General features: G+C 68.2%; 27 protein-coding genes. 16 read left to right on the top strand and 11 right to left on the bottom strand.

Translation table 11 applies throughout. The features are described 5' to 3' along the window. The first annotated feature begins 122 nt into the window (after positions 1 to 122). Positions 123 to 314, top strand: a complete 192-nt coding sequence (locus tag Sp245p_RS12045) for a YegP family protein (RefSeq protein ID WP_014239698.1) — start codon at positions 123 to 125, stop codon at positions 312 to 314. A gap of 79 nt (positions 315 to 393) precedes the next feature. On the opposite strand, the gene clpA is transcribed toward Sp245p_RS12045, so the two are convergent. The 4 genes from clpA to Sp245p_RS12025 all read right to left on the bottom strand — a co-directional run bounded on the left by clpA (position 394) and on the right by Sp245p_RS12025 (position 4,790). Continuing rightward, on the bottom strand, positions 394 to 2,709 hold the full coding sequence (gene clpA / locus Sp245p_RS12040; RefSeq protein ID WP_014239699.1) for an ATP-dependent Clp protease ATP-binding subunit ClpA: 2,316 nt from the start codon (positions 2,707 to 2,709) through the stop codon (positions 394 to 396). Positions 2,710 to 2,717: 8 nt separating this feature from the next. Further along, positions 2,718 to 3,044 carry an ATP-dependent Clp protease adapter ClpS gene (clpS, locus tag Sp245p_RS12035; protein WP_038529118.1) on the bottom strand — a complete coding sequence of 109 codons (327 nt, stop codon included), beginning with the start codon at positions 3,042 to 3,044 and terminating at the stop codon, positions 2,718 to 2,720. Positions 3,045 to 3,499: 455 nt separating this feature from the next. Continuing rightward, complete coding sequence (locus Sp245p_RS12030; protein WP_014239701.1) at positions 3,500 to 3,985, bottom strand: phasin family protein; 486 nt, start codon at positions 3,983 to 3,985, stop codon at positions 3,500 to 3,502. A gap of 268 nt (positions 3,986 to 4,253) precedes the next feature. Then, complete coding sequence (locus Sp245p_RS12025; RefSeq protein ID WP_014239702.1) at positions 4,254 to 4,790, bottom strand: phasin family protein; 537 nt, start codon at positions 4,788 to 4,790, stop codon at positions 4,254 to 4,256. 420 nt (positions 4,791 to 5,210) lie between these two features. On the opposite strand from Sp245p_RS12025, the gene Sp245p_RS12020 reads away from it, so the two are divergent. Further along, complete coding sequence (locus tag Sp245p_RS12020; RefSeq protein ID WP_038529116.1) at positions 5,211 to 5,972, top strand: proteasome-type protease; 762 nt, start codon at positions 5,211 to 5,213, stop codon at positions 5,970 to 5,972. A gap of 121 nt (positions 5,973 to 6,093) precedes the next feature. Here the strand turns inward: Sp245p_RS12020 and Sp245p_RS12015 are convergent, their stop codons facing one another. After that, positions 6,094 to 6,888, bottom strand: coding sequence for a hypothetical protein (locus Sp245p_RS12015; RefSeq protein ID WP_014239704.1), 795 nt, complete (start codon positions 6,886 to 6,888; stop codon positions 6,094 to 6,096). 403 nt (positions 6,889 to 7,291) lie between these two features. On the opposite strand from Sp245p_RS12015, the gene Sp245p_RS12010 reads away from it, so the two are divergent. Next, positions 7,292 to 8,521, top strand: a complete 1,230-nt coding sequence (locus Sp245p_RS12010; protein WP_244439361.1) for a D-alanyl-D-alanine carboxypeptidase family protein — start codon at positions 7,292 to 7,294, stop codon at positions 8,519 to 8,521. Between the two features lie 93 nt (positions 8,522 to 8,614). Here the strand turns inward: Sp245p_RS12010 and Sp245p_RS12005 are convergent, their stop codons facing one another. Both Sp245p_RS12005 and Sp245p_RS12000 read right to left on the bottom strand, forming a co-directional pair. Continuing rightward, complete coding sequence (locus tag Sp245p_RS12005) at positions 8,615 to 9,451, bottom strand: ABC transporter substrate-binding protein (protein WP_014239706.1); 837 nt, start codon at positions 9,449 to 9,451, stop codon at positions 8,615 to 8,617. A gap of 112 nt (positions 9,452 to 9,563) precedes the next feature. Next, positions 9,564 to 10,259, bottom strand: coding sequence for an ABC transporter permease (locus tag Sp245p_RS12000; RefSeq protein WP_014239707.1), 696 nt, complete (start codon positions 10,257 to 10,259; stop codon positions 9,564 to 9,566). Between the two features lie 119 nt (positions 10,260 to 10,378). On the opposite strand from Sp245p_RS12000, the gene fdhD reads away from it, so the two are divergent. From fdhD to Sp245p_RS11935, 13 genes are all read left to right on the top strand, one after another. Beyond that, positions 10,379 to 11,260, top strand: a complete 882-nt coding sequence (fdhD, locus tag Sp245p_RS11995; protein ID WP_014239708.1) for a formate dehydrogenase accessory sulfurtransferase FdhD — start codon at positions 10,379 to 10,381, stop codon at positions 11,258 to 11,260. After that, positions 11,250 to 11,876, top strand: coding sequence for a molybdenum cofactor guanylyltransferase MobA (gene mobA / locus Sp245p_RS11990; protein ID WP_041810940.1), 627 nt, complete (start codon positions 11,250 to 11,252; stop codon positions 11,874 to 11,876). The genes fdhD and mobA overlap by 11 nt, the downstream gene beginning before the upstream one ends. Next, positions 11,873 to 12,367 (top strand): DUF3305 domain-containing protein, encoded by a 495-nt coding sequence (locus Sp245p_RS11985; protein ID WP_014239710.1) that lies wholly within the window; start codon positions 11,873 to 11,875, stop codon positions 12,365 to 12,367. Before mobA ends, Sp245p_RS11985 begins: the two co-directional genes overlap by 4 nt. A gap of 141 nt (positions 12,368 to 12,508) precedes the next feature. Beyond that, entirely contained in the window at positions 12,509 to 13,093 is a 585-nt protein-coding gene (locus Sp245p_RS11980; protein ID WP_014239711.1) for a DUF3306 domain-containing protein, read from the top strand. A gap of 290 nt (positions 13,094 to 13,383) precedes the next feature. Continuing rightward, complete coding sequence (locus tag Sp245p_RS11975) at positions 13,384 to 13,995, top strand: TorD/DmsD family molecular chaperone (RefSeq protein WP_014239712.1); 612 nt, start codon at positions 13,384 to 13,386, stop codon at positions 13,993 to 13,995. Between the two features lie 176 nt (positions 13,996 to 14,171). Beyond that, positions 14,172 to 14,372, top strand: a complete 201-nt coding sequence (locus Sp245p_RS11970) for a hypothetical protein (protein ID WP_014239713.1) — start codon at positions 14,172 to 14,174, stop codon at positions 14,370 to 14,372. Positions 14,373 to 14,387: 15 nt separating this feature from the next. Further along, a complete protein-coding gene (locus tag Sp245p_RS11965) occupies positions 14,388 to 17,276 on the top strand; it encodes a formate dehydrogenase subunit alpha (protein WP_014239714.1) in 2,889 nt (962 codons plus the stop codon). Between the two features lie 20 nt (positions 17,277 to 17,296). Then, positions 17,297 to 17,893: a formate dehydrogenase FDH3 subunit beta gene (gene fdh3B, locus Sp245p_RS11960; RefSeq protein ID WP_014239715.1), complete on the top strand. Its 597-nt coding sequence runs from the start codon at positions 17,297 to 17,299 to the stop codon at positions 17,891 to 17,893. After that, the gene (locus Sp245p_RS11955) at positions 17,890 to 18,084 is read left to right on the top strand and encodes a hypothetical protein (RefSeq protein ID WP_014239716.1); all 195 of its coding nucleotides are present in this window, start codon (positions 17,890 to 17,892) and stop codon (positions 18,082 to 18,084) included. The genes fdh3B and Sp245p_RS11955 overlap by 4 nt, the downstream gene beginning before the upstream one ends. 32 nt (positions 18,085 to 18,116) lie before the next feature. After that, entirely contained in the window at positions 18,117 to 19,175 is a 1,059-nt protein-coding gene (locus Sp245p_RS11950) for a formate dehydrogenase subunit gamma (protein WP_014239717.1), read from the top strand. An 11-nt stretch (positions 19,176 to 19,186) separates the two neighbouring features. Next, the gene (locus Sp245p_RS11945) at positions 19,187 to 19,576 is read left to right on the top strand and encodes a hypothetical protein (RefSeq protein ID WP_014239718.1); all 390 of its coding nucleotides are present in this window, start codon (positions 19,187 to 19,189) and stop codon (positions 19,574 to 19,576) included. Positions 19,577 to 19,675: 99 nt separating this feature from the next. Beyond that, complete coding sequence (locus tag Sp245p_RS11940; protein ID WP_014239720.1) at positions 19,676 to 20,680, top strand: WD40 repeat domain-containing protein; 1,005 nt, start codon at positions 19,676 to 19,678, stop codon at positions 20,678 to 20,680. Between the two features lie 183 nt (positions 20,681 to 20,863). Next, on the top strand, positions 20,864 to 21,562 hold the full coding sequence (locus Sp245p_RS11935) for a class II aldolase/adducin family protein (RefSeq protein ID WP_014239722.1): 699 nt from the start codon (positions 20,864 to 20,866) through the stop codon (positions 21,560 to 21,562). Positions 21,563 to 21,581: 19 nt separating this feature from the next. On the opposite strand, the gene Sp245p_RS11930 is transcribed toward Sp245p_RS11935, so the two are convergent. The 4 genes from Sp245p_RS11930 to Sp245p_RS11915 form a co-directional block, all read right to left on the bottom strand. Then, on the bottom strand, positions 21,582 to 23,657 hold the full coding sequence (locus tag Sp245p_RS11930; RefSeq protein WP_014239723.1) for a sensor histidine kinase: 2,076 nt from the start codon (positions 23,655 to 23,657) through the stop codon (positions 21,582 to 21,584). Positions 23,658 to 23,864: 207 nt separating this feature from the next. Further along, positions 23,865 to 24,668, bottom strand: a complete 804-nt coding sequence (locus Sp245p_RS11925) for a DODA-type extradiol aromatic ring-opening family dioxygenase (RefSeq protein WP_014239724.1) — start codon at positions 24,666 to 24,668, stop codon at positions 23,865 to 23,867. A gap of 97 nt (positions 24,669 to 24,765) precedes the next feature. Continuing rightward, complete coding sequence (locus Sp245p_RS11920; RefSeq protein WP_041810942.1) at positions 24,766 to 25,245, bottom strand: F0F1 ATP synthase subunit B family protein; 480 nt, start codon at positions 25,243 to 25,245, stop codon at positions 24,766 to 24,768. Continuing rightward, complete coding sequence (locus tag Sp245p_RS11915) at positions 25,242 to 25,892, bottom strand: F0F1 ATP synthase subunit B family protein (protein WP_014239726.1); 651 nt, start codon at positions 25,890 to 25,892, stop codon at positions 25,242 to 25,244. Before Sp245p_RS11915 ends, Sp245p_RS11920 begins: the two co-directional genes overlap by 4 nt. Between the last annotated feature and the right edge of the window lie 6 nt (positions 25,893 to 25,898).

Below are 25,898 nucleotides of genomic sequence, written 5' to 3'. Positions count from 1 at the left end.
CTTCGTTTTGGGGGGCCGCCTGGAAGGAGTGTCCGTGATGCGGCGTCGGGAATGCAACCGTCCGCCCTTCACAGTCGTGCCGCCTCCGCCGTCCGTATCAGACCAACGGCGAGGAGGAACACATGTCCACGGGCAAGGCTCCCAAATACAAGGTCTACAAGGATCACCGCAACGAATGGCGCTGGACCTTCCACGCCGCCAACGGCGAGGCCATCGCCGTCAGCAGCGAGGGCTACACGGCCGAGCGCGACTGCCTGCACGGCATCGCTCTGATGAAGGGTTCCAACGACGCGGTCGTCCTGGTCGAGGAATGATGGTTCAAAGAGCCGGCCGACCGGACAAAAAGAAAGGGGGCCTTGCGGCCCCCTTTTTCACGTTGCGTGCGACGCGGCGTCATTCCGCCAGTTCGTGCACGACCTCGTCCTCGTCCTCGTCGCCGGAGCGCCGCTTGCGCGAGCCCTCGGTGTACTCGAAGGCGGGCTTGTCGTCCTTCACGGTGACCTTGACCAGACCGCCCTTGGCGAGCTTGCCGAACAGCAGCTCCTCCGCCAGCGGCTTCTTCAGATGCTCCTGGATCACGCGGCCCAGCGGACGCGCGCCGTAGAGCGGATCGTAGCCCTTCTTGCCCAGCCACTCGCGAGCCTGATCGTCGAGTTCGATCGTGACGCCGCGGTCCTCGAGCTGCGCTTCCATCTGCATGATGAACTTGTCCACGACGCGGTTGATGACCTCCTGGGTCAGCGGCGCGAAGGGGATGATCGCATCCAGACGGTTGCGGAACTCCGGCGTGAACAGCTTCTCCACCGCTTCCATGTCCTCGCCGACCCGGCGCTCGCGCTCGAAGCCGATGGCCGGCTTGGCCATGTCCGCGGCGCCCGCGTTGGAGGTCATGATGAGGATGACGTTGCGGAAGTCCACCGTCTTGCCGTTGTGGTCGGTCAGCTTGCCGTGATCCATGATCTGCAACAGGATGTTGAACAGATCCGGATGGGCCTTCTCGATCTCGTCGAGCAGCAGCACGCAATGCGGATGCTGGTCGATGGCGTCGGTCAGCAGGCCGCCCTGGTCGAACCCGACATAGCCCGGAGGGGCGCCGATCAGGCGGGAGACGGTGTGCCGCTCCATATACTCCGACATGTCGAAGCGGGTCAGCTCGATGCCCAGCGTCAGGGAGAGCTGGCGGGCCACCTCGGTCTTGCCGACGCCGGTCGGGCCGGTGAACAGATAGTTGCCGATCGGCTTCTCCGGTTCGCGCAGGCCGGCGCGGGCCAGCTTGATGGCGGAGACCAGCGCGTCGATGGCCTTGTTCTGGCCGAAGACCATGGTCTTCAGGTCGCGCTCCAGGTTGAGGAGCGTCTCCTTGTCGTCGCGGCTGACCGACTTCGGTGGGATGCGGGCGATCTTGGCGACCACCGCCTCCACGTCCTTGACGGAGATCTTCTTCTTCCGCTTGTTCTCCGGCAGCAGCATCTGCGCGGCGCCGACCTCGTCGATGATGTCGATGGCCTTGTCCGGCAGCTTGCGGTCGCCGATGTACTTCGCGGACAGCTCCACCGCCGAACGGATCGCGTCGTTGGTGTAGCTCACCCGGTGGTGCTTCTCGTAGTAGGTCTTGATCCCCTGGAGGATCTTGATCGCATCCTCGACCGTCGGCTCGTTGACGTCGATCTTCTGGAAGCGCCGGACGAGCGCCCGGTCCTTCTCGAAATAGTTCCGGTATTCCTTGTAGGTCGTCGAACCGATGCAACGCAGCGAGCCGGAGGCGAGGGCCGGCTTCAGCAGGTTCGAGGCGTCCATCGCACCGCCCGAGGTCGCACCGGCGCCGATGACCGTGTGGATCTCGTCGATGAAGAGGACGGCACCTTCCGTGGCCTCCAGTTCGGAGACGACGGCCTTGAGGCGCTCTTCGAAGTCGCCGCGGTACCGCGTACCGGCGAGCAGGGAGCCCATGTCGAGCGCGAAGATGGTGGCGCCCTTCAGCACCTCCGGAACCTCGCCATGGACGATGCGGCGGGCCAGCCCCTCGGCGATGGCGGTCTTGCCGACACCGGGGTCACCGACATACAGCGGGTTGTTCTTCGACCGCCGGCACAGGATCTGGATGGTCCGTTCGACCTCCTGCTCCCGTCCGATCAGCGGATCGATCTTCCCGCTGGCCGCCTTCTTGTTCAGGTTGACGCAATAAGCCTCTAGGGCTTCGCTGCCTTTCTTCACGACCTTCTCCGCCGCCGCGTCCTCGTCGGCTCCGGTAACGCGCTTCGCTTCCGAGCGGCCCGGGGCCTTCGCGATTCCGTGAGAGATGTAGTTCACCGCGTCGAAACGGGTCATCTCCTGCTCCTGCAGGAAATAGACCGCGTGGCTTTCGCGTTCAGAGAACAGGGCGACGAGCACATTTGCTCCCGTCACCTCTTCACGCCCCGACGACTGGACGTGGATGGCCGCGCGTTGCAGCACCCGCTGGAAGCCAGCCGTCGGCTTAGCATCATCGGGCCTGTTCGTGATCAGGTTCGCAAGCTCGTTGTCGAGGTAATCCGAGAGTTCGGCGCGCAGTCGGTCCAGATCGACCCCACAAGCGCGCAAGACGGCCATGGCATCGGCATCCTCGGTCAATGCGAGCAGCAAGTGTTCGAGCGTCGCGTATTCGTGCCTGCGCTCGTTCGCATGGGCCAGGGCTCGGTGCAGCGTCTGTTCCAAGTTACGCGACAGCATCTGTGGCCTTAATCCTTTTCTAGCGTACATTGCAGCGGGTGCTGGTGCTGGCGCGCAAAGTCCATCACCTGCGTGACTTTCGTCTCCGCCACCTCGTAGGTGAACACGCCGCACAAGCCCACACCCCGCCGGTGCACATGCAGCATGATCCGCGTAGCCTCCTCGCGCGACTTGGCAAAGAAGCGCTCCAAGACATGAACGACGAATTCCATAGGTGTGTAGTCGTCGTTCAACATCAAGACCTTATACATCGAGGGCTTTTTAGTCTTAGGCTTGGTTTTGATAACCACGCCCGTGGTAGTGCCCTCGTCGCCGTGCTTGTCGTTTTCGGCCATGGTCTCAACAGGTCAACATCGCGATGTACGTCGCATGAATGATATGAGAACTCCGGGCGCGGTGGGAAGGGGCCGTTTTCGGTGAGTCCCCATTTGGGAGAGGCCCATTCGGAACAAGACCTGCCCGGCTACCCCGGAATTGGTGGAAGGCATTTGATTTTGCGGCAGAACTGCCGCACCGGCGTGCCAAAAATGGCACGGCCCGCACCCTGTAGATGTCCCTCGCGCCCAAAAGAAACAAGCCCGGCGGTCTGCACCGCCGGGCTTTCCCGGAACTTCACAATGCCGTGAGGCGGCAGGATTTAAAGCGGTACCGCCTTGCGCCGTCCGCACCCCCGGACGATAGCGTCCCGGGGGCGGCGGAGGTGGGAGCCGCCCCGGCCCTGCGGCCGGGTCTGTGGAATTGCTGGCTCCGGGACATTTTGTCTCAGGCTGACGTCTGGGACCGGCCTGGATCAGGCGGCCTTCGCCGCGACCGGCTTGGACAGCGTCTCGACCGTGACCTGGAGGCGGTCGTTGATCGGCGCGAAGGCGTCCTTGGCGGTCTTCAGCGACAGCTCCTGCAGCTTGGCGCTCTCCTTGACGAAGGTCTCGAAGCTCGCCTTGGCGAAGCTGCTCTGCAGCTCGACCAGCTCCTGGACGGTCTTGACGGCCAGCAGGGCCTTGCCGGTGGCGGCGCTCTTCTCCAGCGAGGACTGGGTGAAGGAGGCGACCTGCTTGCCGGCTTCCTCGGCGCCCTTGGCGACGATGGTGCCCGACTTCACGACGGCGTCGACGTTGCCCTTGGTCAGGGCGGTCAGCTCGTCGAAGCCCTTCAGGATCTGGGCCGAGGCCTTCTCGAACTGCTCCTGCTGGGCCTTGACCAGGCCGTCGACGTTCTGCTTGGCGGCGGAGACGGCGTCTTCGAAGGTCTTGGTGGCGGCGGCGAACTTGTCGGTCATGGAACGGCTCCTCGAATTTCATCGGGTTGACCCGCGCCGGACCCACCGATTGGCGACCGCGCGGATGATCCGACCAGCGACCCCGTGGCTTCGGGCGTCGGGTCGATGCTGCAATGCAGCATGACTAAACTTAGGGCAGGTTCCGGCGCCTGTCAACGGGATTTTGTGCGGTGCACAAAAACTTTTGCGCGTCCTGGCCGGTCCCTTCACGCACGAAGCCCGGCCGTCGGGGGACGGCCGGGCTTCGTGGTTTCGGCGTGCCGCCGTCTCAGGCCGCGATCGGCTTGGACAGGGTGCTGACGGTGACCGACACGCGGTCCTTCAGCGGGGTCAGGGCCGCCGTGGCGACGCGGGTGCCGATGCCCTGGAGGCGGGAGGACTCCGCGACGAAGGCGTCGAAGCTGGCCTTCACATACTCGCTCTGGAGATCGACGACCTCCTTCAGCGACTTGGCGGTCAGCAGGGCCTTGCCGGTGGTGACCGACTTGTCGAAGGACGCCTGGGCGTAGGCGGTCACCTCGCGGGTCAGCTCCTCCGCACCCTGGGTGGCGATGCTGCCGCTCTGGATCAGCGCTTCCACGTTGGCCTTGTTCAGGGCCTGAAGCTCGGCGGAGATCTTCAGAAGCTGGGAGGACAGCTTCTCGACCTGCTCCTTGGTGGCGGACGCGGTCTGCTCGAACGTCTTCGCGGCCTGCTCCTGGCCGGCCTTGACGAAGCCCTCGACCTGCTCCTTGGCCTGGGCGGCGGCGCTCTCGAACGCCTGGGTGGGGGCGGGGGCCGGCTTGGCCTTCGTCACGGTCGTCATGCCTTGCGTTCCTTCCTTCGTCGAAGCCCGGCGCGCATCAACCCGGACCGGCGGACCGTCCGCCTGCGGGGCGCAGACCGGCTGCGTTGGGGAGACCCGGACGGCTCCGGGCCCGAAAATGCTGCAGTGCAGCAATGGCTAAACTATGGGCATTTTCCGGTGGAGTCAACAAAGAATCTTGTGCGCCGCACAATATATCAGTTGAGCCCGGTCCCTTTGCTTGGTCGGTACGGCGAAAGCTCCACCGTTCCGCCTCATGGGAAAACCGATCCACTTCGGTTCGACTGGGCGGAGCCTTTACGAAAGCTTTACCGCCAATCCTGCCCAATCATACTCTGCCCGCCGAAGGGACGCGCTTCGGCCAAAGGTCAGACCAACCGCGGCGGAACGTCGCAGCTTTCAGTTCGGGAACGTTCTTTCATGACCTATTGCCTCGGCATCAAGACCCGCGACGGCCTGATCGGCCTGTCCGACGGGCGCATCACCAGCGGTTCGCAGCTGTCGTCCGCGCGCAAGGTGACCATGGTGGGCAGCGGCGGCGACCGCTTCTTCATCCTGAATTCCGGCCTGCGCAGCGTGCGCGACAAGACGCTGGCCTACCTGCGCCGCGACATGTCCCGCCGCCGCGGCGAGACCTACCCGACCATGCTGGACGCGCTGTCGGCCTTCACGGCCTGCCTGCGCCAAGTGGCGGCGGAGGACAAGGAGGCGCTGGAGGCGTCCAAGCTGGCCTTCAACCTGCACGCCATCATCGGCGGCCAACTTGCCGAGGACCGCGAGCCCTACATGTTCCTGGTCTATCCGGAGGGCAACTGGATCGAGGTGGACGAGCGCACCCCCTACCTGTCGATCGGCGCCACCGCCTACGGCAAGCCGATCCTCGACCGCGCGCTGTCCTACAGCACGGACATGCGGACGGCGCTGAAGATCGCCTACCTGTCCTTCGACAGCACGCGCTTCTCATCCAACGACGTCGGCTTCCCCATCGACATGGTGACCTTCAACGCCGAGGAGCGGCTGTGGCGCCAGTCGAACTTCGATTACGACGATCTGGTCGAGCAGCGCCTGTGGTGGAACCGGAACATCACCGAGTTGGCCCGCCGCATGCCGGACGGCCCGTGGGTGGACACGCTGCTGGCTGCGGGCGCGCGGGCGGATGTCGCTGAGGAAGAGGTGGTCTAGGTTCCTGCCCCCTCCCTAACCCTCCCCCGTTTCGCAGGGGAGGGGACTGCCGCCGCTCCGCATAGTCTCCCTCCCCTGCAAAGCGGGGGAGGGCCGGGGTGGGGGCAAGCGCCTTGCCCCCCTACTTCCCGGCGAACAGCCAGTTGCCGAAGGGCGCCGTCGGTCCGACCAGCCCGTCGCGGCCCACCTGGACCTCGAACACCACGCCGGCGCTGTCCACCTGGCCGCCGGTCGGCAGGGTGCGCGGCGCGTCCTGCGGGCGCGGCAGGACGGGATAGGGCACGCCGGTCCCCTGAACGCTGCCATCCAGCTCCTTCAGCGGCCCGTCGAAACGGATGTCGGCGAAACGGTCGGAGGGGTAGGGGTAGGCGTTGAAGAACCAGCTTCCCCGCCGGCAGCCGTTGATCAGCCAGTAGACACCGTTCGACGGCAGGCGAACTCCGCTCGGCGCCGGCTCGAAGGCGCCGCTCTCGTAGAGGCGCAGGACGAACAGGGCGAACTGGCGCGGCGACAGCTGGGCCTTGGCGACCGGACCGCGGCCGACCGCCGCCGGGTCGTCCAGGTCGATCCGTGCGAGGTCGGTGGCCTCCAGCACGCGCGCCTCAACCATCGCGCCGCCGGTGCCGCGGTCGCCGACGATGTCGTAGGTCCGCACATGCTTCTGATAATCGGCGTTGAAGACCAGCCGGTAGCGGTCGCTCTCGCCCTTGGTGCAGGCGGCGCGCAGGTCGTCGCCGTTGAGGTAGCTGACCCAGGTGAGCTTGCGCGCCACCGGATTGTCGGTCGGCCCGACCGAGGCGCAGCCGGCGAGGAGCCCTGCCGCCGCCAGTCCCGCGACCTTGGCAATCCTGCCTCTTCGTCCGTCCCGGACGGCAGCGCGCGGATTCGTCGGGCGTCGCTTGGGCGGGCGTGTCATGAGGTGCCTCGCGTCCGGTATGGATGGGGTGGGGTGGTCCCGCCCTTCCGGGAAGATGGATCGGCGGCCGCGCTCCTTCAACGCGGCTCGCCCGCCGCGGGTCCCCACCTTATCCAATTTCGTCACAGCGTCGCCGAAGAAATCGAAGCGGCAAATTAACGAATTGTCGCTAGACACTGATTTGCATGGAATTTACCATTGCGCCAAACAGCAAGTATTAGCCTTTGGCGGGGGCATCATGAACGTAACGGGCCAGACCGTTCGAAGCCTGCTTTTGGCGTTCGCTTGGCGCGGGCGCGAAACGGAGGGGGAACAGGCCACAGAACGTTTGGCGAATGGACGTTCGACTCTGGGAAGTGCCTTCAGCATTACCCCTTTCGTTCGAGCCTTGCGCGGCCGGGGGTTGTGCGGCGCCCTGGCGGTGCTGGCGGTGACCGTCCTGGCGCCGCTGCCGGCGCTGGCCGCGAAATACGCGGCGATCGTCGTGGACGCGCGGACGGGTGAGGTGCTGCACGAGGAGAACGCCGACACCCTCACCTATCCGGCGTCGTTGACCAAGATGATGACGCTCTACCTGACCTTCGACGCGTTGGATTCAGGGCGGCTGCGGCTGGACCAGGCGCTGCCGGTGTCGGCCTGGGCGGAGGCGCAGTCCCCGACCAAGCTCGGGCTGCGCGCCGGCAAGACGCTGCGGGTGGAGCAGGCGATCCTCGGGCTGGTCACCAAGTCGGCCAACGACGCCTCGGTCGTGCTGGCGGAGGCGCTGGGCGGCAGCGAGGCGAAATTCGCCGAGATGATGACCCGCAAGGCCCGCGAACTGGGGATGCGCAACACCGTGTTCCGCAACTCCAACGGCCTCCCGAACATGGAGCAGCTGACCACGGCGCGCGACTTCTCCATTCTGTCGCGGGCGATGCTGTCCGACCACTCCCGCTATTATCCCTATTTCAGCCGGCGCGCCTTCGTCTATGGCGGGCGCAGCCTGAACAACCACAACCGGCTGATGTCGCGCTACGAGGGCATGGACGGCATCAAGACCGGCTACACCGTGGCCAGCGGCTTCAACCTCGCGGCGTCGGCGGTGCGCGACGGGCGCCGGCTGGTCGCCGTGGTGCTGGGCGGCAAGTCCGCGGCCTCGCGCGACGCCCGCATGGAAGCGATCCTGGACAAGGCGTTCGACAAGCCGAGCCGCGGTTCGGAGGCTCCGGTCGTCGCCCGCGCCGGGGACGAGGACGCGCCGCGCGTCACCGCCAAGGGCAAGCCGCCGGCCAAGGCGGAGACCATCGCGCAGCTCGCCTCCACCGTCTCCACTCCCGCCGCGGTCCGTCCGCCGGCCCGCGCCCGTGACGAAGACGCCGATTCGCCGAAGGCGGACGGGTCGAAATGGGGAGTCCAGGTCGGCGCCTTCTCCACGCGGGAGGCGAGCAACCGGGCATTGACCCAGGCGACCAAGCAGGCGCCCTTCCTGCTGCGCGCCGCCAAGCCGGCGGTGATGCCGGTGAAGGCGAACGGCTCCACCGTCTACCGCGCCCGCATGGTCGGGCTGGACGAGCGCACGGCCCGCAAGGTCTGCTCGGAACTGACCCGCAACGGCCACCGCTGCGTCCCGGTGTCTCCGAACGAGAAGCTGTAAGCCGGCTCTTTTCCGCCCGTTCTTTTCCGCCACACGAAAAAAGGCGCAGCCGCGGGGCTGCGCCTTTTTTCGTGCCCGCGGGGCGGGGGCCGGTCAGGCACCCGGCTCGTTGGCGTTCGGGAAGAACAGCGAGTTGCCGTTGATCTTGTAATCCGCGATGGCCTGCTGGCCCTCGGCGGAGACCAGCCAATCGACGAAGGCCTGCCCGTCGGCGGCCTTGACGTGGCTGAACTTGGCCGGGTTCACCAGCATGACGCCATACTGGTTGAACAGGCGCTTGTCGCCCTCCACCAGGATGTCGAGGTCGCCGCGGTTCTTGAAGCTGAGCCAGGTGGCGCGGTCGGTCATGGCGTAGCCGCTCACCGCGGCGGCGGTGTTCAGCGTGGCGCCCATGCCCTGGCCGATGGCGCGGTACCAGCCGTCGCCCGTCGTGGGATCGACGCCGGCGGTCTTCCACAGCGCCTGCTCCGACTTGTGCGTGCCGCTGTCGTCGCCGCGCGACACGAAGGGGGCCTTGGCGGCGGCGATGCTCTTCAGCGCGGCGGACACGTCCTTGCTGCCGCCGACCTTGGCCGGGTCGGCCTTCGGCCCGACGATCACGAAGTCGTTGTACATGACCGGCTTGCGCTCGGTGCTGAAGCCCTCGGCGACGAACTTGTCCTCCGACGGCTTGTGATGGACGAACAGCACGTCGGCGTCGCCGCGCTTGGCGATGTCGATGGCCTGGCCGGTGCCCTTGGCGACCACGCGGACCTCGATCCCGGTCTTCTCCGTGAACTTCGGCAGGATCGACTTGAACAGCCCCGAATCCTCGGTCGAGGTGGTGGAGGCCACGGTGATGAAGCGGTCGGCGGCGGTGGACGGCTGAACGGAGCCGAGCAGCAGAGCCGCCGCGGCGGCGCATCCCAGCACGAAAGAACGGCGCAGCATCGGACTATCCCTCTCCAGGTTCTCGCCCGCCTTGGTTGCGGGCTCTGGCGGCGACTATGGGAAAGTTCGAATGGCTTTGCAAATTTTCCAGAATCGCGGAGGCGGCCGTGACTCAGGCCCGGCGCGTCTCCCGCACCATGGCGGCGGCGAGGTTCACCGACAGCGACAGAGTCATCAGGATGACGCCGAGGCCGAGCGCCAGCGGCAGGTCGCCCTTGCTGGTCTCCAGCGCGATGGAGGTGGTCATGACGCGGGTCACCCGGTCGATGTTGCCGCCGACGATCATCACCGCCCCGACCTCGGCCGAGGCCCGGCCGAAGCCGGCCAGCACGATGGTCAGCAGGCTCCAGCGCGCTTCCGACAGCAAGGTGAGCAGGGTGGTCAGCGGCCCGGCCCCCATCACCCTCAGCAGGTCGCCATACTCCATCAGCAGATCCTCGACGATCTGGCGGGTCAGGGCAGCGACGATGGGCACGATCAACACGGTCTGGGCCACGATCATCGCGGTCGGGGTGAACAGCAGCCCCAGCACCCCCAGCGGGCCGGAGCGGGAGAGGATCAGGTAAACGATCAGCCCCACCACCACCGGTGGCAGCCCCATCGCCGTGTTCAGGAACAGGGTCACCGCGCGCCGCCCCGGAAAGCGGAAGGCGGCTACGGCGGCGCCCAGCGGCAGGCCGATCAGGGCCGACAGCAGGACGGCGGTCAGGCTGACGCGCAGCGACAGGCCGACGATCCCCACCAGACCGGGGTCGAAATCGGCGATCAGGTGGAAGGCGGTGACGAAGGCCAGACCGAACTCATGCATAAGGGTACTCGTGCATACCAGGTGCTCGCGCGTCAAATCGGGGCCGCATCGCTTCCGTCTTGCGGGAGCCGATCATCCGCCGCTTGCCCCGGCGCGCAATCTTCCCCACTCTTCCGGTCATGGACCTCTCGGAATTCACCATAAGGCCGGACCCGGCGAATCCCAAGCTGACGGAGCGCGTTTCCGGGCTGGATCAGGACGGGCGCCCGGTGGAGGCGTCGGTCACCGTGGAACGGCCGCTGACGCTGTACCTGAACGGGCAGGAGATCGTCACCATGATGACGATCGCCGACTACCCCGACTATCTGGCGGTGGGCTATCTGCTCAACCAGAACATGCTGAAGCGCGACGACCGGATCACCGGCATCGACTACGACGAGGAGATCGACACCGTCGTCGTCCGCACCGAGCGCGTCACGAATTACGAGCAGAAGCTCAAGAAGAAGACGCTGACCTCCGGTTGCGCCCAGGGCACCGCCTTCGGCGATGTGATGGAGACCTTCGAGTCGGTGCGGCTGAACCCCGACGCGCGGCTGAAGACCTCCTGGATCTACGCCCTGTCGAAGAAGATCAACCTGACCCCCAGCCTGTATCTGGAGGCCGGCGCCATCCACGGCTGCGTGCTCTGCCAGGACGACCGTCCCCTCGTCTACATGGAGGACGTCGGGCGGCACAACGCGGTGGACAAGGTGGCGGGCTACATGCACCTGCACGGCGTGCCGGCGCACGACAAGATCTTCTACACGACCGGGCGCCTGACCTCGGAGATGGTCATCAAGACGGTGCAGATGGGCATCCCGATCCTGATCTCCCGCTCCGGCTTCACCGCCTGGGGGGTGGAGCTGGGACGGCAGGCCAACCTGACCATGGTCGGGCGGGCCAAGGGCAAGCGCTTCCTCGCCCTGGCCGGCACCGACCGGCTGGACTTCGACGCCGACCCGGCCGCGGTCGGGGACGAGGGCGGACGCCACCAGCGCAAGGGGAGCCGCGATGACGAGTGATGGCATTGCCGGCGTGCTGCTGGCCGGCGGCCTGTCACGGCGCATGGGCGGCGGCGACAAGAGCCTGCGCACGCTGGGCGGGCGCAGCATCCTGGAGCGCATCGTCGCCACGGTGCGCCCGCAGGTCGGGCCGCTGGTGCTGAACGCCAACGGCGACCCGGCGCGCTTCGCCGCCTTCGGCCTGCCGGTGGCGGCGGACGTGGTGGAGGGCTTCGCTGGGCCGCTGGCCGGGGTGCTGACCGGGATGGAGTGGGCGCGGGCCAACGCGCCGGACTGCCGCTGGCTGGCCAGCTTTGCCACCGACGCGCCCTTCATTCCCGACGATCTGGTCGCGCGTCTGGCCGCGGCGGTGGAGCGCGAGGGCGCCGACCTCGCCTGCGCCCGGTCCGACAGGCAGGAGCATCCGGTCTTCGGGCTGTGGCGGGTGGATCTCGCCGACGACCTCCGCCGCGCCATGGTGGAGGAGGACATGCGCAAGGTGGACGCCTGGACCGCCCGGTACCGTCTCGCGGTTGCCGACTTCGCCTCCGATCCGGTAGACCCCTTCTTCAACACCAACCGCCCCGACGATCTGGCGGAGGCGGAACGGCTGATGGCGGCGGGACTGGTCCGATGAGCGAAGCGCTGAACAGAACCGAGACGATGGCCTTGGGCATCGTGCTGGAGCGCCGCAAGGGCACCAGCGCCTGGGCGGACTGGGCGTGGCGTCCGGTTTCGGTGATTCCCGGCGCCCCGCCGGTCGACGGTTCCTGGCGCCTGCTGCGCGAGGGGGAGGGCTGGGCGCATTTCCACGCCGCGACCCTGCCGCTGGAGCTGTTCCGCAGCGACACCGAAGGCTACAAGCTGAACCTGTCGCAGGAGCCGCCGCGCCTCTGGGTCGTGCTGCGCCCGGACGAGACGGGCGAGCCGGGGGGTGTCGTGCCCTTCGTCGTCACCGCCTCCGCCCACGAATGCGAGGCTTATCAGGTGAGCGGCGTGGAGATGGTGGAGACGGTGCCGATGCCGCCGGAGGTCACGGCCCTGGTCCGCGACTTCACCGAGCAGCACCATGTGGATGTCCCCTTCGTGAAGCGCGAGCGCAAGCGGCACTTCCCGAAGCAGGGGTGATGAATTCTTGATGGGGCGCCAGTCTCGTGCCCCCCTCCCGGCCTCCCCCCGCTTCGCAGGGGGAGGAGAAAAAGCCCTCCCCTGCGCAGCGGGGGAGGGTTGGGTGGGGGCAAGGTCTGACGATCCCCGAGACACACCGACATGACCGACGAATCCTTCCTCTCCCGCTGGTCCCGCCTGAAGCGGCAGCCCGTCGCCCCCTCCCCGGAGCCGGCCCTGGAGCCAGCACAGCCGCCGCCGGCCGAGGAGCCGCCTGCGCAACTCCCGGTGGAAGTGGCGGCCGAGCCAGCCGAGACCGCGCCGGAAGCCGCGCCGGAACCCGACGACCCGCTGAAGGACCTTCCCCCCGTGGAAGAACTGACGCTGGAGTCCGACTTCACGCCCTTCCTGCGGGCGGAAGTCCCGGACGACCTGCACCGGCAGGCGCTGCGCAAGCTGTGGACCTCCGACCCGGTCTTCGCCAACGACGACGGGCTGAAGGACTACGCCGACGACTACGCCAGCCTGTTCACCGGGTCCTCGCCGGTGAAGACGCTCTACCGCGTCGGCAAGGGCTTCCTCGACGCCGCGGAAGAGGCGGCCGAGAAGGCGGAACAGGCGACCGGCGAGATGGGCGACGCCGATGAGGGCGCAAAAGAAATAGTGGCGCTTCCCGAAGGTTCGGAGCCTGAGCAGGTCCCCTCTGCTTCGCAGGAACCCGATATCGATATGATAAAAAGAGCATAGCGCCAGTCCAGCCCAGGTCGCGGTAAGCACACTTCTGAGTCAACCTTTGTTGACAAACACCGCGAATCTGCCCTTTAATAGCCCGATCCTGAACGTTAAGCCCCTGATATGGCGAGGCTTTTCGCAGGTGCAATATGTGGTTGTCGGTCCAGGGCGTCTCGGGCGCCGGCCCATGACGCCGTGAGCCTGCAACGGGCGAGCCAATGCGCCGCCGTTGTCGCGACGGGTGGGGCCGGGTGCCGGAGTTTTGCCGATCTGGTCCTTTCGTCGTGTCGGGAGGGATGAACGCCGTGTCCGTGACCGGTGAACACGATCCGTCGGCCCTGCCGCCGGAAGAGATGCAGCGGGCGCAGCTCTATGCGCTGCTGGCGCATCTGCTTGCCCGCCCGCCCGGCGGGGAGTTCCTGGCCGCCCTGGCGGCGCTGGACGGCGACGCCAGCCCCCTCGGGCAGGCGCTGCGCGGTCTGGCCGAGGCCGCCCGCGGCACGGACGCCGCCGCGGTGGAGGAGGAGTTCAATATCCTCTTCATCGGCGTCGGCGGCGGCATCCTGTCCCCCTACGGCTCTTACTATCTCACGGGTTTCCTTCACGAAAAGCCGCTGGCCGAGCTGCGCGGCGACATGGCGCTGCTGGGTATCGCCCGCGCCGACGATGTGAAGGAACCCGAAGACCACATCGCCGCCCTGGCCGAGATGATGGCGGGTCTGATCACCGGGGCCTTCGACGCCCCGGCCGATCTGGAGGCGCAGCGCCGCTTCTTCGACCGCCACATCGGCTCCTGGGCCGGCCGGTTCTTCACCGATCTGGAATCCACGCCGTCCGCCGCCTTCTACCGCACGGTGGGCACGCTGGGTCACCGCTATCTGGAGGTCGAGGGCAAGGCCTTCGACATGGCGGCGTGATCGGGCGGCGTGACGGGGCGGCCCGACCGCACACCGGCACCGCCGCCGAACGGACAGCAAAACAACGAGACCGGTCCACGACAAGACCGGTCCGGAAACGCTCAAAACAAGGCCCGGAAACCGGGTGGCACATCGGTCTTCAGTCTCGGGGAAGCCGCGAAGAATAGGGTGAAGCTATGACGGACAAGAAGGAAAAGACCACGCTGGCGCGGCGCGACCTGTTCCGCGCGGCTGGATTGGGCGTCGGCGCGCTTGGCGCCGCCGCCGTGGGCGCCGTGGCGGGTGCGGGGGCGGTGCAGGCCGCCGAGCCCGCTCCCGCCCAGGGCTACCGCGAGACCGACCATGTCCGGACGGTCTACGAACTGAGCCGCTTCTAAGAAGGACCGCCGCACATGCTGACAAAGAAGAAGGCGGCTGCTTCCGGCGGCCGTTCGCTCGCGAAGATGGTTTCCGGCTTGACTGGTAACACCGTCGACCGTCGTTCGTTCCTCCGCACCTCGGGCATCGCCGCCGGTGGCGCCGCCATCGCCGCCACCATGCCTTTCGGCATGGTGAAGAAGGCCGAGGCGGTGACCGCCACCCCCGCCGCGGGGGCGCCGGTCAAGCTGGTCAAGAACGTCTGCACCCACTGCTCGGTCGGCTGCACGGTCACCGCCGAGGTCCAGAACGGCGTGTGGATCGGCCAGGAGCCGAGCTTCGACAGCCCGATCAACCTGGGCGCCCATTGCGCCAAGGGTGCCGCGGTGCGCGAGCACGCCCACGGTGACCGCCGCCTGCGCTACCCGATGAAGATGGTGGACGGCAAGTGGACCCGGATCTCCTGGGACCAGGCCATCCAGGAGGTCGGCGACAAGCTGCTGGCGATCCGCGAGAAGTCCGGCCCGGATTCGGTCTTCTGGCTCGGCTCGGCCAAGCACAGCAACGAGCAGGCCTATCTGATCCGCAAGTTCGCCGCCTTCTGGGGCACGAACAACGTCGACCATCAGGCCCGCATCTGCCATTCCACCACCGTCGCCGGCGTGGCGAACGTGTGGGGCTACGGCGCCATGACGAACTCGTACAACGACATCCAGAAGTCGCGCGCGATGTTCTTCATCGGCTCCAACGCCGCGGAGGCCCACCCGGTCTCCATGCTCCACATCCTGAAGGGCAAGGAGCAGAACAACGCCCCGCTGATCGTCGCCGATCCGCGCTTCACCCGCACCGCGGCCAAGGCCGACGAGTACATCCGCTTCCGCCCCGGCACCGACGTCGGCCTGATCTGGGGCATCCTCTGGCACATCTTCGAGAATGGCTGGGAGGACAAGGAGTACATCGCCAAGCGCGTCTACGGCATGGACGAGATCCGCGCCGAGGTCGCCAAGTGGACTCCGGAAGAGGTCGAGAAGGTCACCGGCGTTCCGGGCTCGCAGCTGAAGCGCGTCGCCCGCACGCTGGCCTCCAACCGTCCGGGCACGCTCGTCTGGTGCATGGGCGGCACGCAGCACCACATCGGCAACAACAACACCCGCGCCTACTGCGTGCTCCAGCTGGCGCTGGGCAACGTCGGCGTGACGGGCGGCGGCACCAACATCTTCCGCGGCCACGACAACGTGCAGGGCGCCACCGACTTCGGCGTCACCTCGGACTCGCTGCCCGGCTACTACGGTCTGGCGGAAGGCGCGTGGCGCCACTGGGCGCGCGTCTGGGACGTCTCCTATGACGAGGTCCTGGCCCGCTTCAAGGACAAGAAGCTGATGGAGGCCACCGGCATCCCGGTGTCCCGCTGGTTCGACGGCGTCCTGGAAGCCAAGGAGAACATGGACCAGCCCGAGAGCATCAAGGGCATGGTCTTCTGGGGTCACGCGCCGAACAGCCAGGTCCGCCTTCCGGACATGAAGAAGGCGATGGAGAAGCTGGAACTGCTCGTCGTCGTCGATCCGTTCCCGACGATGACCGCCGTCCTGTCCGACCGCAAGGACAACTTCTACCTGCTGCCCGCCGCCACCCAGTTCGAGACCGTCGGGTCGCGCACCGCGTCCAACCGCTCGGTCCAGTGGTGCGACAAGATCATGGAGCCGCTCTTCGAGGCGAAGACGGACCATGAGATCATGTACCTGTTCGCCAAGAAGTTCGGCTTCGCCGAGCCGATGTTCAAGAACATCAAGCTCCACGGCAACGAGCCGGACATCGAGGACACGACGCGGGAGTGGAACCGCGGCATGTGGTCGGTCGGCTACACCGGCCAGTCGCCGGAGCGGCTGAAGCTGCACATGCAGCATCAGGCGACCTTCGACAAGACCACGCTGCGCGCCAACGGCGGCCCGTGCGACGGCGACTATTACGGCCTGCCGTGGCCCTGCTGGGGCACGCCGGAGATGAAGCATCCGGGCACCGCCAATCTCTACGACACCTCCCTGCCGGTCGCCGAGGGCGGCGGCGCCTTCCGTGCGCGCTTCGGCGTGGAGCGCAACGGCGTGACGCTGCTGGCCGAGGGCTCCTACCCGGTCGGGTCGGAGATCAAGGACGGCTATCCGGAAGTCACCTACGCCATGCTGGAGAAGCTGGGCTGGGCCGGCGACTTCACCGAGGCCGAAATGGCGGTGATCCGCAAGATCGGCGGCGAGAAGATCGGCGCGGTGTCCTGGACCACCGACCTGTCGGGCGGCATCCAGCGCGTGGCGATCAAGCACGGCCTGAACCCGCCGGGCAACGCCAAGGCCCGTTGCGTCGCCTGGAACTTCCCGGACCCGGTGCCGGTGCACCGCGAGCCGCTCTACACGCCGCGCCGCGATCTGGTCGCCAGCTACCCGACCTACAAGGACACCAAGTCCTGGCGTCTGCCGACGCTCTACAAGTCCATCCAGGACCGCGACGTGTCGAAGGAGTACCCGATCATCCTCACCTCCGGCCGTCTGGTCGAGTATGAGGGCGGCGGCGACGAGACCCGGTCGAACCCCTGGCTGGCCGAGCTGCAGCAGGACATGTTCGTCGAGATCAACCCGTTCGATGCCAACAACGCCGGCATCAAGGACGGCCAGATGGTCTGGGTCGAGGGTGCGGAGCAGGGCAAGGTGAAGGTCAAGGCCATGCTGACCGAGCGTGTCGGCCGTGGCGTCGCCTTCATGCCCTTCCACTTCGGCGGCCATTACCAGGGCCAGGATCTGCGCGCCAAGTACCCGCAGGGCGCCGACCCGATCGTGCTGGGCGAGGCGGCGAACACCGCCACGACCTACGGCTACGACTCGGTCACGCAGATGCAGGAAACCAAGACCACCCTCTGCCGGATCTCGGCGGCCTGAGACGCTAGGAGTTCATCACCATGGCCCGCATGAAATTCCTCTGCGACGCGGACCGCTGCATCGAATGCAACGCCTGCGTCACCGCCTGCAAGAACGAGCACGAGGTGCCCTGGGGCATCAACCGCCGCCGCGTCGTCACCATCAACGACGGCAAGCCGGGTGAGCGGTCGATCTCGGTCGCCTGCATGCATTGCTCCGACGCGCCCTGCAAGGCCGTCTGCCCGGTCGACTGCTTCTACCAGACCGAGCAGGGCGTGGTCCTGCACAACAAGGACCTGTGCATCGGCTGCGGCTACTGCTTCTACGCCTGCCCGTTCGGCGCCCCGCAGTACCCGCAGGCCGGAAACTTCGGCACCCGCGGCAAGATGGACAAGTGCACCTTCTGCGCCGGCGGCCCGGAGGCCGACAACACGGATGCGGAGTACAAGAAGTACGGCCGCAACCGTCTGGCCGAAGGCAAGCTGCCGCTCTGTGCCGAGATGTGCTCGACCAAGGCCCTGCTGGCCGGCGACGGCGACAAGGTGTCGGACATCTACCGCGAGCGCGTGGTCGCCCGCGGCTTCGGGTCCGGCGCCTGGGGCTGGGGCACCGCCTATCAGATGAAGGCGGGGTCGTGACCGTGATCCGCCGCACCGTCTGTGCGATGGCGCTTCTCCTCGTCACCCCGCTTCTGGCGGGGTGCAACGAGGAGGAGCAGGCGCGCCCGATCCATATGGAGAAGGGCGTCTACCGCGGCGCCGCGGACAGTCCTCTGTCCGCGGATCAGGTCCAGGCGCTCCAGCAGCGCTCGGCCGGCCAGCGTTTCTGATTGGCGCGGTTCTCAAGGGAAGGGCTGACGCAATGACGTCGAATCATTCCAAGGGCGGGGTCGGCAGGACGCTGCACATCGTCCTGCTGGGCGTCGCCATGCTGGCGCTGACGCTGGTCATGGCCAACGTCTCGGCCGCGTCGGCGGCGGAGGCGTTCCCGCCGGTCGCCAGCCAGCCGGCGGACGGCACCTCCAAGACCGACATGTGGCGCGGGATCCGCTCCGGCGAGCAGGGCTACGTCTCCATTCCCAACAAGAGCGCCGGGGTGCTGGTGCAGTCGGAAGGGGAGCTGTGGCGCTCGGTCCGCAACGGCCCGCTGTCCACCTATGGCGGCTGGGCGCTGGGCGGCATGATCGGGCTGCTCGTCCTGTTCTTCCTGGTGCGCGGGCGCATCCGGATCGACGGCCAGAAGACCGGCCGGACCATCCAGCGCTTCAACGCCTTCGAACGGGGCGTGCACTGGCTGACCGCCGGCAGCTTCGTCATCCTGGCCTTCACCGGGCTGAACGTGCTGTACGGGCGCTACACCGTCCTGCCGCTGCTGGGGCCGGAGGCGTTCGCCACGATGACCCAGTACGGCAAGTTCGCCCACAACTACCTGGGTTTCGCCTTCATGCTGGGCATCGTCCTCATCTTCGTGATGTGGGTGAAGCACAACATCCCGGAGCGCAACGACATCACCTGGGCGTTGAAGGCCGGCGGCCTGTTCAGCAAGGGCGTGCATCCGGCGGCGAAGAAGTTCAACGCCGGCCAGAAGGTGATCTTCTGGGCGACGGTGCTGGGCGGCGCGGCGCTGGGCTTCACGGGCGTGCAACTCCTGTGGCCCTTCTCCTTCGCCTCGATGGCCGACATGCAGCTCTACCAGCTGATCCACGCCGCGGTGGCGGTGGTGCTGACCGCGGTCATCATCGCGCACATCTACATCGGCTCGGTCGGCATGGAAGGCGCCTTCGACGCCATGGGCACGGGCGACGTCGAACTCCAGTGGGCGCGCGAGCACCATTCGCTGTGGGTTCAGGAGGTGACGGGCGAGACTCCCGGCCGTCATGGGGGCCATCACCACGGCCGTCACCGCGCGCCCGCCGAGTGAGGATCCCATTCATGCGTTCTTTCCTGATCAGCCTGCTGCTGGCCGGGGCGCTCGCCGCTCCGGCCGCCGCACAAACCTCCGTCCCGGCCTCTCCGGCGGCCAAGCCGGCGGACGAGGTGAAGCGGATCGTCGAGCAGACCTACAACGTGCAGGTCCTGCGCGTGACCGAGGCGGCGCTGGAGGATGGCACCGCCGTCTACAAGGTCGCCGCCATGATGCCGGGGACCGCCGGCAACGCCGCCTTCATGGTCAACACCCTGACCGTCGATGCGGCGACCGGCCTCGCGCTTCCGCCCTTCCGCCACCATGCGGCGGGCTACAGCCTGCCCCAGGGCGGCAGCTACGAGCCGAACCGGACCTCCAACAACCCCGCGGTCGCCCGCGGGCACACCTGGCGCTGAAATAGCCGGGCGCTAAGAACGTCCGGTGCTGATACCTGTTACCCCTGACCGGCGGCTGAGAGGCCGCCGGTCTTTTCCTTTTCGGGAGGCGGTTCGGGCATGGGAAGAGGGCGTTATCCGGGGAATCCGCCGTGCCGGACCCGTCGCCGGCTGCTCGCGCTGGCCGCGGCCGCGCCAGTCCTCACCGCCCCTCTGCTGTCCCGTGCCGCCGACCTGATCGGCCATGGCGCCATGGTCAACGCCGTCGCCGTGTCGCCCGACGGAACCCGCGTCCTGACCGGAAGCTGGGACTATTCGGCCATCCTCTGGGACCTCGCCTCCGGCTCCCAGATCGCCTCCTTTCACGAGCACGCCGCCGGCGTCACCGCCGTGGCCTTCCTGCCGGACGGCAAACGCGCCCTGACCGGCAGCCGGGATGCCGCCATCCTCCTCTGGGATATGGAGAGCGGCCGGTCGCTGCGCCGTTTCGAAGGCCACACCGGCACCGTGGCGGGTTTGGCGGTGGCGCCGGACGGCCGCCGCTTCGCCTCCGCGGGCTGGGACTTTGCCATCCGCGTCTGGGACCCGGAGAGCGGCGCCGCGCTGCGGGTGCTGGAGGGGCATGGCGCCAACGTGAACGCCGTGGCTTACACCCCGGACGGCGGGCGGCTGGTCTCCGCCGGCTACGACTTCCAGATCCGTCTCTGGGACGCGGCGACCGGTCAGGAGAAGACCGTTCTGGAAGGGCATGAGGGCAGCGTCAACGGTCTGGCCCTGTCCCCCGACGGGCGACTGGCCGCCACGGCGTCGAGCGACGAGACGGTGCGGCTGTGGGACCTGGAGGCCGGCGCGCTCCTGCGCACGCTCTACGGGCATACGGGCTTCGTCACCTCCGTCGCCGTCGCACCCGATGGCAGGACCCTCCTGTCCGGCGGGGGCGGCGACCGGCGTGTCCGGCTGTGGGATGCCGCCACCGGGCGACAACTCGCCTCCTTCCGTGGCCATGAGAAGCCGGTCCTGGCGGTCGTCTTCACCCCGGACGGGCAGGGCGCCCTGTCCGCCGGCTACGACGCGGTGGTTCGCCATTGGGACCTGATGAGCAAGGCCGACGCCGAGCGTCCATGATCCCCTCTCCCGTCCCGGGAGAGGGTGGCCCGAAGGGCCGGGTGAGGGTAAAATCAAGAATCCAGACGCAGATCCTCGGCTGTACCCTCACCCTCCCGCCGCGTTGCGGCGGGTCCCTCCCTCTCCCGGGGCGGGAGAGGGGTACGGGAGGCGCGCACTGTTTCACAAGCGAGACCACCGCCCATGACCAGCCTGTCCCACCCGGCGCAGCGCCGCGCCATCATCGACACCTGCCTCGCCATGAACGGGGCGGGCATCAACCAGGGCTCGTCGGGCAACCTGTCGGTTCGGGTGGAGGGCGGCTTCCTGATCACGCCCAGCAGCCTGCCTTATGACGAGACGGCGCCCGAGGACATCGTGGAGATGGGCTTCGACGGGACCTATGTCGGCCGGCGGCGGCCCTCGTCGGAATGGCGCTTCCACCGCGACATCCTGAAGGCGCGGCCCGACGTGGACGTGGTGCTGCACACCCATTCGACCTTCGCCACGGCGCTGGCCGTTCATGGCCGGGGCATCCCCAGCTTCCATTACATGGTGGCGCTGGCCGGCGGCGATTCGATCCGCTGCGCGCCCTACGCCACCTTCGGTTCGCAGGAGCTGTCCGACCACGCCGTGGCGGCGCTGGAGGGGCGGCTGGCCTGCCTGCTGGCCAATCACGGCATGATCGTGCTGGGCAAGACGCCGAAGGGCGCGCTGGCGCTGGCGGTGGAGGTGGAGACGCTGGCCCGCCAGTATCTCCATGCCCATCTGCTCGGCGAGCCGGTTATCCTGCCGCCCGAGGAGATCGCGCGAGTCGCCGAGAAGATGCGCCGCATGAAGTATGGCCTGCCGCCCGACGAGGGTGCAGCGCTGGAGGACACCGCCCGCCCGCGCGAGGCCTGACGGCCGACGGCTCCAGGGCTCAGGAGGCCAGCTGGGCGACGGGGCGCAAGGGGGCGACGGTGACCAGCGGACGCTTGGCCGCACCAGCGGTGCCGACCTGGAGCGGGCGTTCCTCCGCCGGGGGCTGGTAGTAGGCGGGCAGGGCCACCGTGACGCGGGTGCCCTGACCGGGCTCGCTCGCCACCTCGATGTCGCCGCCGAGCATGGCGGCGTAATGGCCGACCAGGGTCAGGCCGAGCCCGGCACCGCGGCGCTTGGCGCCGCCGCCGCCGCCCTGGACGAAAGGCTGGAACAGCCGGGCGGTCTGGCTGGTGGCGAAGCCGCTGCCGCTGTCGGTCACGGTGAAGCGCAGCCAAGGCTCGCCATCACGCTCGACCCGCTCGGCGGCCAGCCGGACGGCGCCGCTCTGGGTGAACTTGCAAGCGTTGTCGAGCAGGTTCAGAAGCGCCTGCCGGACCTTGCCGAAATCCGAATACATCTGGCCGAGCGCCGCGGCCTCCGCCTGGAGCGTCACCTCGTTGCCGTTGAGGTCGGCGGCGGGCAGCGTGCGCTCCCGCGCCTCGATCAGCAGCCGGTGCACGTCGAAATCCTGCAGCACGACGTCCATGTTGCCGGCCTCGATCCGGGCGTAGTCGAGGATCGCATCGACCAGGGTCAGCATCTGCTCGCCGGTCCACTGGATCTGCTCGATGTCGGTCGCCAGTTCCCCGGCGCCCAGCCGGTGCAGCTCGCCCATCAGCGACTGGCTGGAGGCGACGATCTCGTTGAGCGGGGCGTGAAGCTCCTGCCCGATGTTGACCAGGAAATGGGTCTTCGCCTCGTTGGCGGCGTCGGCGCGCTCCTTGTCGCGCAGCAGCTGGCCGTGCCGGTCGGCGGCCTCCTGGCGCTGGCGCTCCATCTCCGCGGTGTTGTCGCGCAGGACGCGGACGGCGCGGGCCATGGCGGCCACCTCGTCCGCCCCCTCGTCCGGCGGCAGGGCGATGTCGGTCCGTCCGGCGGCGAGCGAGGTCACGGCGGCGGCCATGCCGGCGACCGGACGGGCGACCCGGCGGTTGACGAACCAGACCATCGCCAGACCGGCCAGCGTCACCCCCAGCGCCGCCCACAGGGCGATGCGCACCGTGCGCCAGGACTGGTCGGCCAGACCGCCGCGCAGCTCGGCCGCCACGGCATCGTTGCGCTGGCGGATTTCCGCCGCGCGGGTGGCGACGACGGCGGCGTTGGGCGTCAGCCGCTCGGCGCGCAGCCCGTCCTCGTCGACCAGGGAGGCCTCGATGCTGTCCAGCACCCCATCGATGCCGGCCAGAGCCGCCTCCACCTCGTCGATGGTCTGCCGGGTGCCGGGGACCCAGAGATAGCGGTTCATCTCTGCCAGCTTGGCGCGGGCGTTGCCCAATTCGGCGCGCATGCGCAGCGAGTCGCGGTCGTCGCGCCGCGCCACGTAGCGGCCGAGATGGTCCTGCATCATCAGGATGGCGACGGTCGCGTCGCCGGCCAGCGCCGCCGAATCGACGCCGCCCGCGTCCTTCAGCCGGCCCAGCCCGGCGCGGATCTGGGAGATCTGGGGTTCCAACACCGACTCGGTCAGCCGAGCGCGCTCGCCGCGCAGGGCGACCAGCGCCTCGAAGCCGCTCCAGTAGGCGTCCAGCGCCTTGCGCGCGTCTTCGACCGATCGGTGATCTGCACCGTCCTGCACCATCCCGGCCAGGGCGGTCAGCCGTTCCAGCAGGCCGTCGCGGCGCAGCCCGGCGTCGAGCAGGCTCTGCTGGTCGCCCTCGGCCAGATGATCGCGGACCGAGACCTCCAGGTCGCGCAGCCCGATGTCCAGGTCGGCGGCGGTCTGGGAGGCGTCGGCGTAGCCGGAGAAAGTGCCGACTTCGCGGCTGACCCCGTAGAGCGAGGCCACGCCGATCAGCGCCAGCAGAAGGACCAGAGCCAGGACCACGCCGAAGCCCAGCCCGACGCGCGCGGCGAGCGTCAGCTCGTCCAGGCGGCGCAGAAGGCCGAGCCCCGGAAGGGAGCGCGCGGGGCGGGCCGGGGCACCGAGGGGGGAGGGGGCGTCGCCGGACCGGGGCAGGGTTCCGTTCCGCTTCACGCCACGTCCCGTACGCGCTGTCGTTCGTAAGCCACGAGATCCGGCCGAAGGTTGCGGGCGGGAAAAGCCCGACGTTGTCAGAAACCCCTCCGTGTGCACGGACGGGTGGCGCGGATTGTAGCTTGGCGAGGCAACGGCGCAAACAGACAAGTGCGTAAGGTTCAGCCCCCTTTAAACATCTTCCCTTTGAACATCTCTGGCGTCGTCTCAGATCGTGCCGTGGAAGGCGTAGGCTTGCATGCCGATGCTGCCATGCTCGAACCCGGTGTGAAGCCGCTCCGTCCGCACCGCGCTTCCGGCGGCGCCGAAGGCCACGGGCAGGGGCAGGAAATGCTCGTCGGTGGGATGCGCCGCCTTGGCCTGCGGGCAGAGGGTCTTCCAGCCGGCCAGCGACGCCTCGTCGCCCGCCGTCAGCACCCCGTCGAGCCAGCCGGCGAAGTCCTCCGCCCAACCGGCCACGTCGCGCTCGCCGAAGCGGAAGTCGCCGAGATTGTGGACGGCGCCGCCGCTGCCCAGGATCAGCACGCCCTCTTTCCGCAGGGGCGCCAGGGCGCGGCCCAGCGCGATGTGTTCGGCGGCGGTGGCACTTGGCTGGACGGAGAGCTGGGCGACCGGGATGTCGGCCTCCGGATACATCAGCATCAGCGGCACCCAGGCGCCGTGGTCGAGCCCCTGGCCGGGGTCCACCGTGGCGCCGGTCAGCGCCCGCACACGGTCGGCCAGCGCCGGGGCACCGGGGGCGGCGTAGCGCATCGCGTAGAGGGCGCGGGGGAAGCCGTAGAAGTCGTGGATGGTGTCCGGCTGCGTGGCGCCGCTGATCGCCGGGGTCTGGGTCGTCCAATGCGCCGACACCGCGATCACCGCGCTCGGGCGGCCCAGCCGCGTGCCCAGACCGGCCAGGAAATGGCGGCCCGGCGAATCCTCGATGATGAGGGTGGGCGCGCCGTGCGAGACGAAGACGCTGGGGAAGGCGGAAGAGGGCAGGGCGGTGGCCGGCTGGGTCGTGGTCATGGAATGGGCTCCGGGTTGCCGGACCATTCCACCAAAGAAAAACCCCGGCGCCTAGGCCGGGGTTTTTCGAAAGACCGTTGCCGGTGGAGCAACGATCTCAGTGCAGGTGCTTCGGCAGCTCGGCGATCGACTGGTCGATCAGCTTGTCCGCCTGGGCCGGCTGGATGCCGGTTTCCAGGATGCGGCGGCTGGCGTCCATGGCGATATCGACGGTCAGGTTGCGGACTTCGGCCAGCGCCCCGGCTTCCGCCTGGGCGATGCGGTCCATGGCCTGGGCCTCGCGGCGCTTCAGCGAGGCTTCGAGGTCGGCGCCGGCCTGCGAGCGGAGGCGGTCGGCCTCCTCGCGGGCGTGGGCGATGATGGCCTCGGCCTCCTTCAGCGCGTCGCGCTGACGGCGCTGGTAGTTGGCGAGCAGCGCCTGGGCGTCTTCACGCAGGCGCTGGGCCTCGTCCAGCTCCGCCCGGATCTTCTCGGCGCGGGCGTCGAGAAGGCCGGTGATCGCGCCAGCCGCCTTCTTCCACACCAGGGCGGCGAAGATGATGAAGGCGATGGCGACCCACATTTCAGGCGTGTTCATGACCGGCGCTCCTCGATCACGGCGGCGACCGCCGCATCGGCCTGGGCCGCGTCGACGTTCAGCCCGGCCAAGCGGCCGGCGACGTCACGGGCGATGTCGGCGGAGATGGAGCGGACGTTGGCGATCGCCTGCTCCTTGGCCGCGGCGATGTTCGCTTCGGCGCTGCGCAGACGCTCGGCGTTCTCGGCGTTCAACTGGGCCTGACGGGCGTGGTTGTTCGCGTCGATCTCGGCGGCCACCTGGGCGATCACGGCCTGGGCTTCGGAACGGGCCCCGGCGAGGGACTGGTCGACCTGGGCCATGGCGGCCTCGGCCTCTTCCTTGAGCGAAGCGGCCTTGCTCAGGTCGCGCGAAATGCGCTCCTGGCGCTCCTCCAGAACCTCGGCCACGCGCGGCAGCGCTTTCTTGGACAGGAGGTAGTAGAGGGTGATGAAGGTCAGCGCCAGCCAGAAGATCTGGGTGGGGAAGGTGGCGGGATTGAGCTGCGGCAGGCCGCCGGCGGCATGTTCGCCGCCATGGGCGGCTTCCGGCGCGTGCTCCGCCGTCGCCGCCAGGACGTTACCGGCAAGCACGGTCAGAGTGGCGAGCGAGGCGCCCGCAGCACCCGACCAGCGGACCAGCCGTCGCTTGGCCAACAGGTTCGGCATGGATCG

The organism is Azospirillum baldaniorum (assembly GCF_003119195.2).
Lineage (GTDB): Bacteria > Pseudomonadota > Alphaproteobacteria > Azospirillales > Azospirillaceae > Azospirillum > Azospirillum baldaniorum.
This window is presented reverse-complemented; position numbering and strand designations above follow the sequence as displayed.

Bases quoted from the DNA above. Each gene is read 5' to 3' on its own strand.
- clpA (WP_014239699.1), bottom strand. From the start codon at position 2,709: ATGCTGTCGCGTAACTTGGAACAGACGCTGCACCGAGCCCTGGCCCAT.
- mobA (WP_041810940.1), top strand. From the start codon at position 11,250: ATGACGAGTGATGGCATTGCCGGCGTGCTGCTGGCCGGCGGCCTGTCA.
- Sp245p_RS11920 (WP_041810942.1), bottom strand. From the start codon at position 25,245: ATGAACACGCCTGAAATGTGGGTCGCCATCGCCTTCATCATCTTCGCC.
- Sp245p_RS12015 (WP_014239704.1), bottom strand. From the start codon at position 6,888: ATGACACGCCCGCCCAAGCGACGCCCGACGAATCCGCGCGCTGCCGTC.
- Sp245p_RS12000 (WP_014239707.1), bottom strand. From the start codon at position 10,259: ATGCATGAGTTCGGTCTGGCCTTCGTCACCGCCTTCCACCTGATCGCC.
- Sp245p_RS12030 (WP_014239701.1), bottom strand. From the start codon at position 3,985: ATGACCGACAAGTTCGCCGCCGCCACCAAGACCTTCGAAGACGCCGTC.
- Sp245p_RS12045 (WP_014239698.1), top strand. From the start codon at position 123: ATGTCCACGGGCAAGGCTCCCAAATACAAGGTCTACAAGGATCACCGC.
- clpS (WP_038529118.1), bottom strand. From the start codon at position 3,044: ATGGCCGAAAACGACAAGCACGGCGACGAGGGCACTACCACGGGCGTG.
- Sp245p_RS11985 (WP_014239710.1), top strand. From the start codon at position 11,873: ATGAGCGAAGCGCTGAACAGAACCGAGACGATGGCCTTGGGCATCGTG.
- Sp245p_RS11950 (WP_014239717.1), top strand. From the start codon at position 18,117: ATGACGTCGAATCATTCCAAGGGCGGGGTCGGCAGGACGCTGCACATC.
- Sp245p_RS12020 (WP_038529116.1), top strand. From the start codon at position 5,211: ATGACCTATTGCCTCGGCATCAAGACCCGCGACGGCCTGATCGGCCTG.
- Sp245p_RS11915 (WP_014239726.1), bottom strand. From the start codon at position 25,892: ATGCCGAACCTGTTGGCCAAGCGACGGCTGGTCCGCTGGTCGGGTGCT.
- Sp245p_RS11970 (WP_014239713.1), top strand. From the start codon at position 14,172: ATGACGGACAAGAAGGAAAAGACCACGCTGGCGCGGCGCGACCTGTTC.
- Sp245p_RS11935 (WP_014239722.1), top strand. From the start codon at position 20,864: ATGACCAGCCTGTCCCACCCGGCGCAGCGCCGCGCCATCATCGACACC.
- fdhD (WP_014239708.1), top strand. From the start codon at position 10,379: ATGGACCTCTCGGAATTCACCATAAGGCCGGACCCGGCGAATCCCAAG.
- Sp245p_RS12025 (WP_014239702.1), bottom strand. From the start codon at position 4,790: ATGACGACCGTGACGAAGGCCAAGCCGGCCCCCGCCCCCACCCAGGCG.
- Sp245p_RS11965 (WP_014239714.1), top strand. From the start codon at position 14,388: ATGCTGACAAAGAAGAAGGCGGCTGCTTCCGGCGGCCGTTCGCTCGCG.
- Sp245p_RS11925 (WP_014239724.1), bottom strand. From the start codon at position 24,668: ATGACCACGACCCAGCCGGCCACCGCCCTGCCCTCTTCCGCCTTCCCC.
- Sp245p_RS11940 (WP_014239720.1), top strand. From the start codon at position 19,676: ATGGGAAGAGGGCGTTATCCGGGGAATCCGCCGTGCCGGACCCGTCGC.
- fdh3B (WP_014239715.1), top strand. From the start codon at position 17,297: ATGGCCCGCATGAAATTCCTCTGCGACGCGGACCGCTGCATCGAATGC.
- Sp245p_RS12005 (WP_014239706.1), bottom strand. From the start codon at position 9,451: ATGCTGCGCCGTTCTTTCGTGCTGGGATGCGCCGCCGCGGCGGCTCTG.
- Sp245p_RS11980 (WP_014239711.1), top strand. From the start codon at position 12,509: ATGACCGACGAATCCTTCCTCTCCCGCTGGTCCCGCCTGAAGCGGCAG.
- Sp245p_RS11945 (WP_014239718.1), top strand. From the start codon at position 19,187: ATGCGTTCTTTCCTGATCAGCCTGCTGCTGGCCGGGGCGCTCGCCGCT.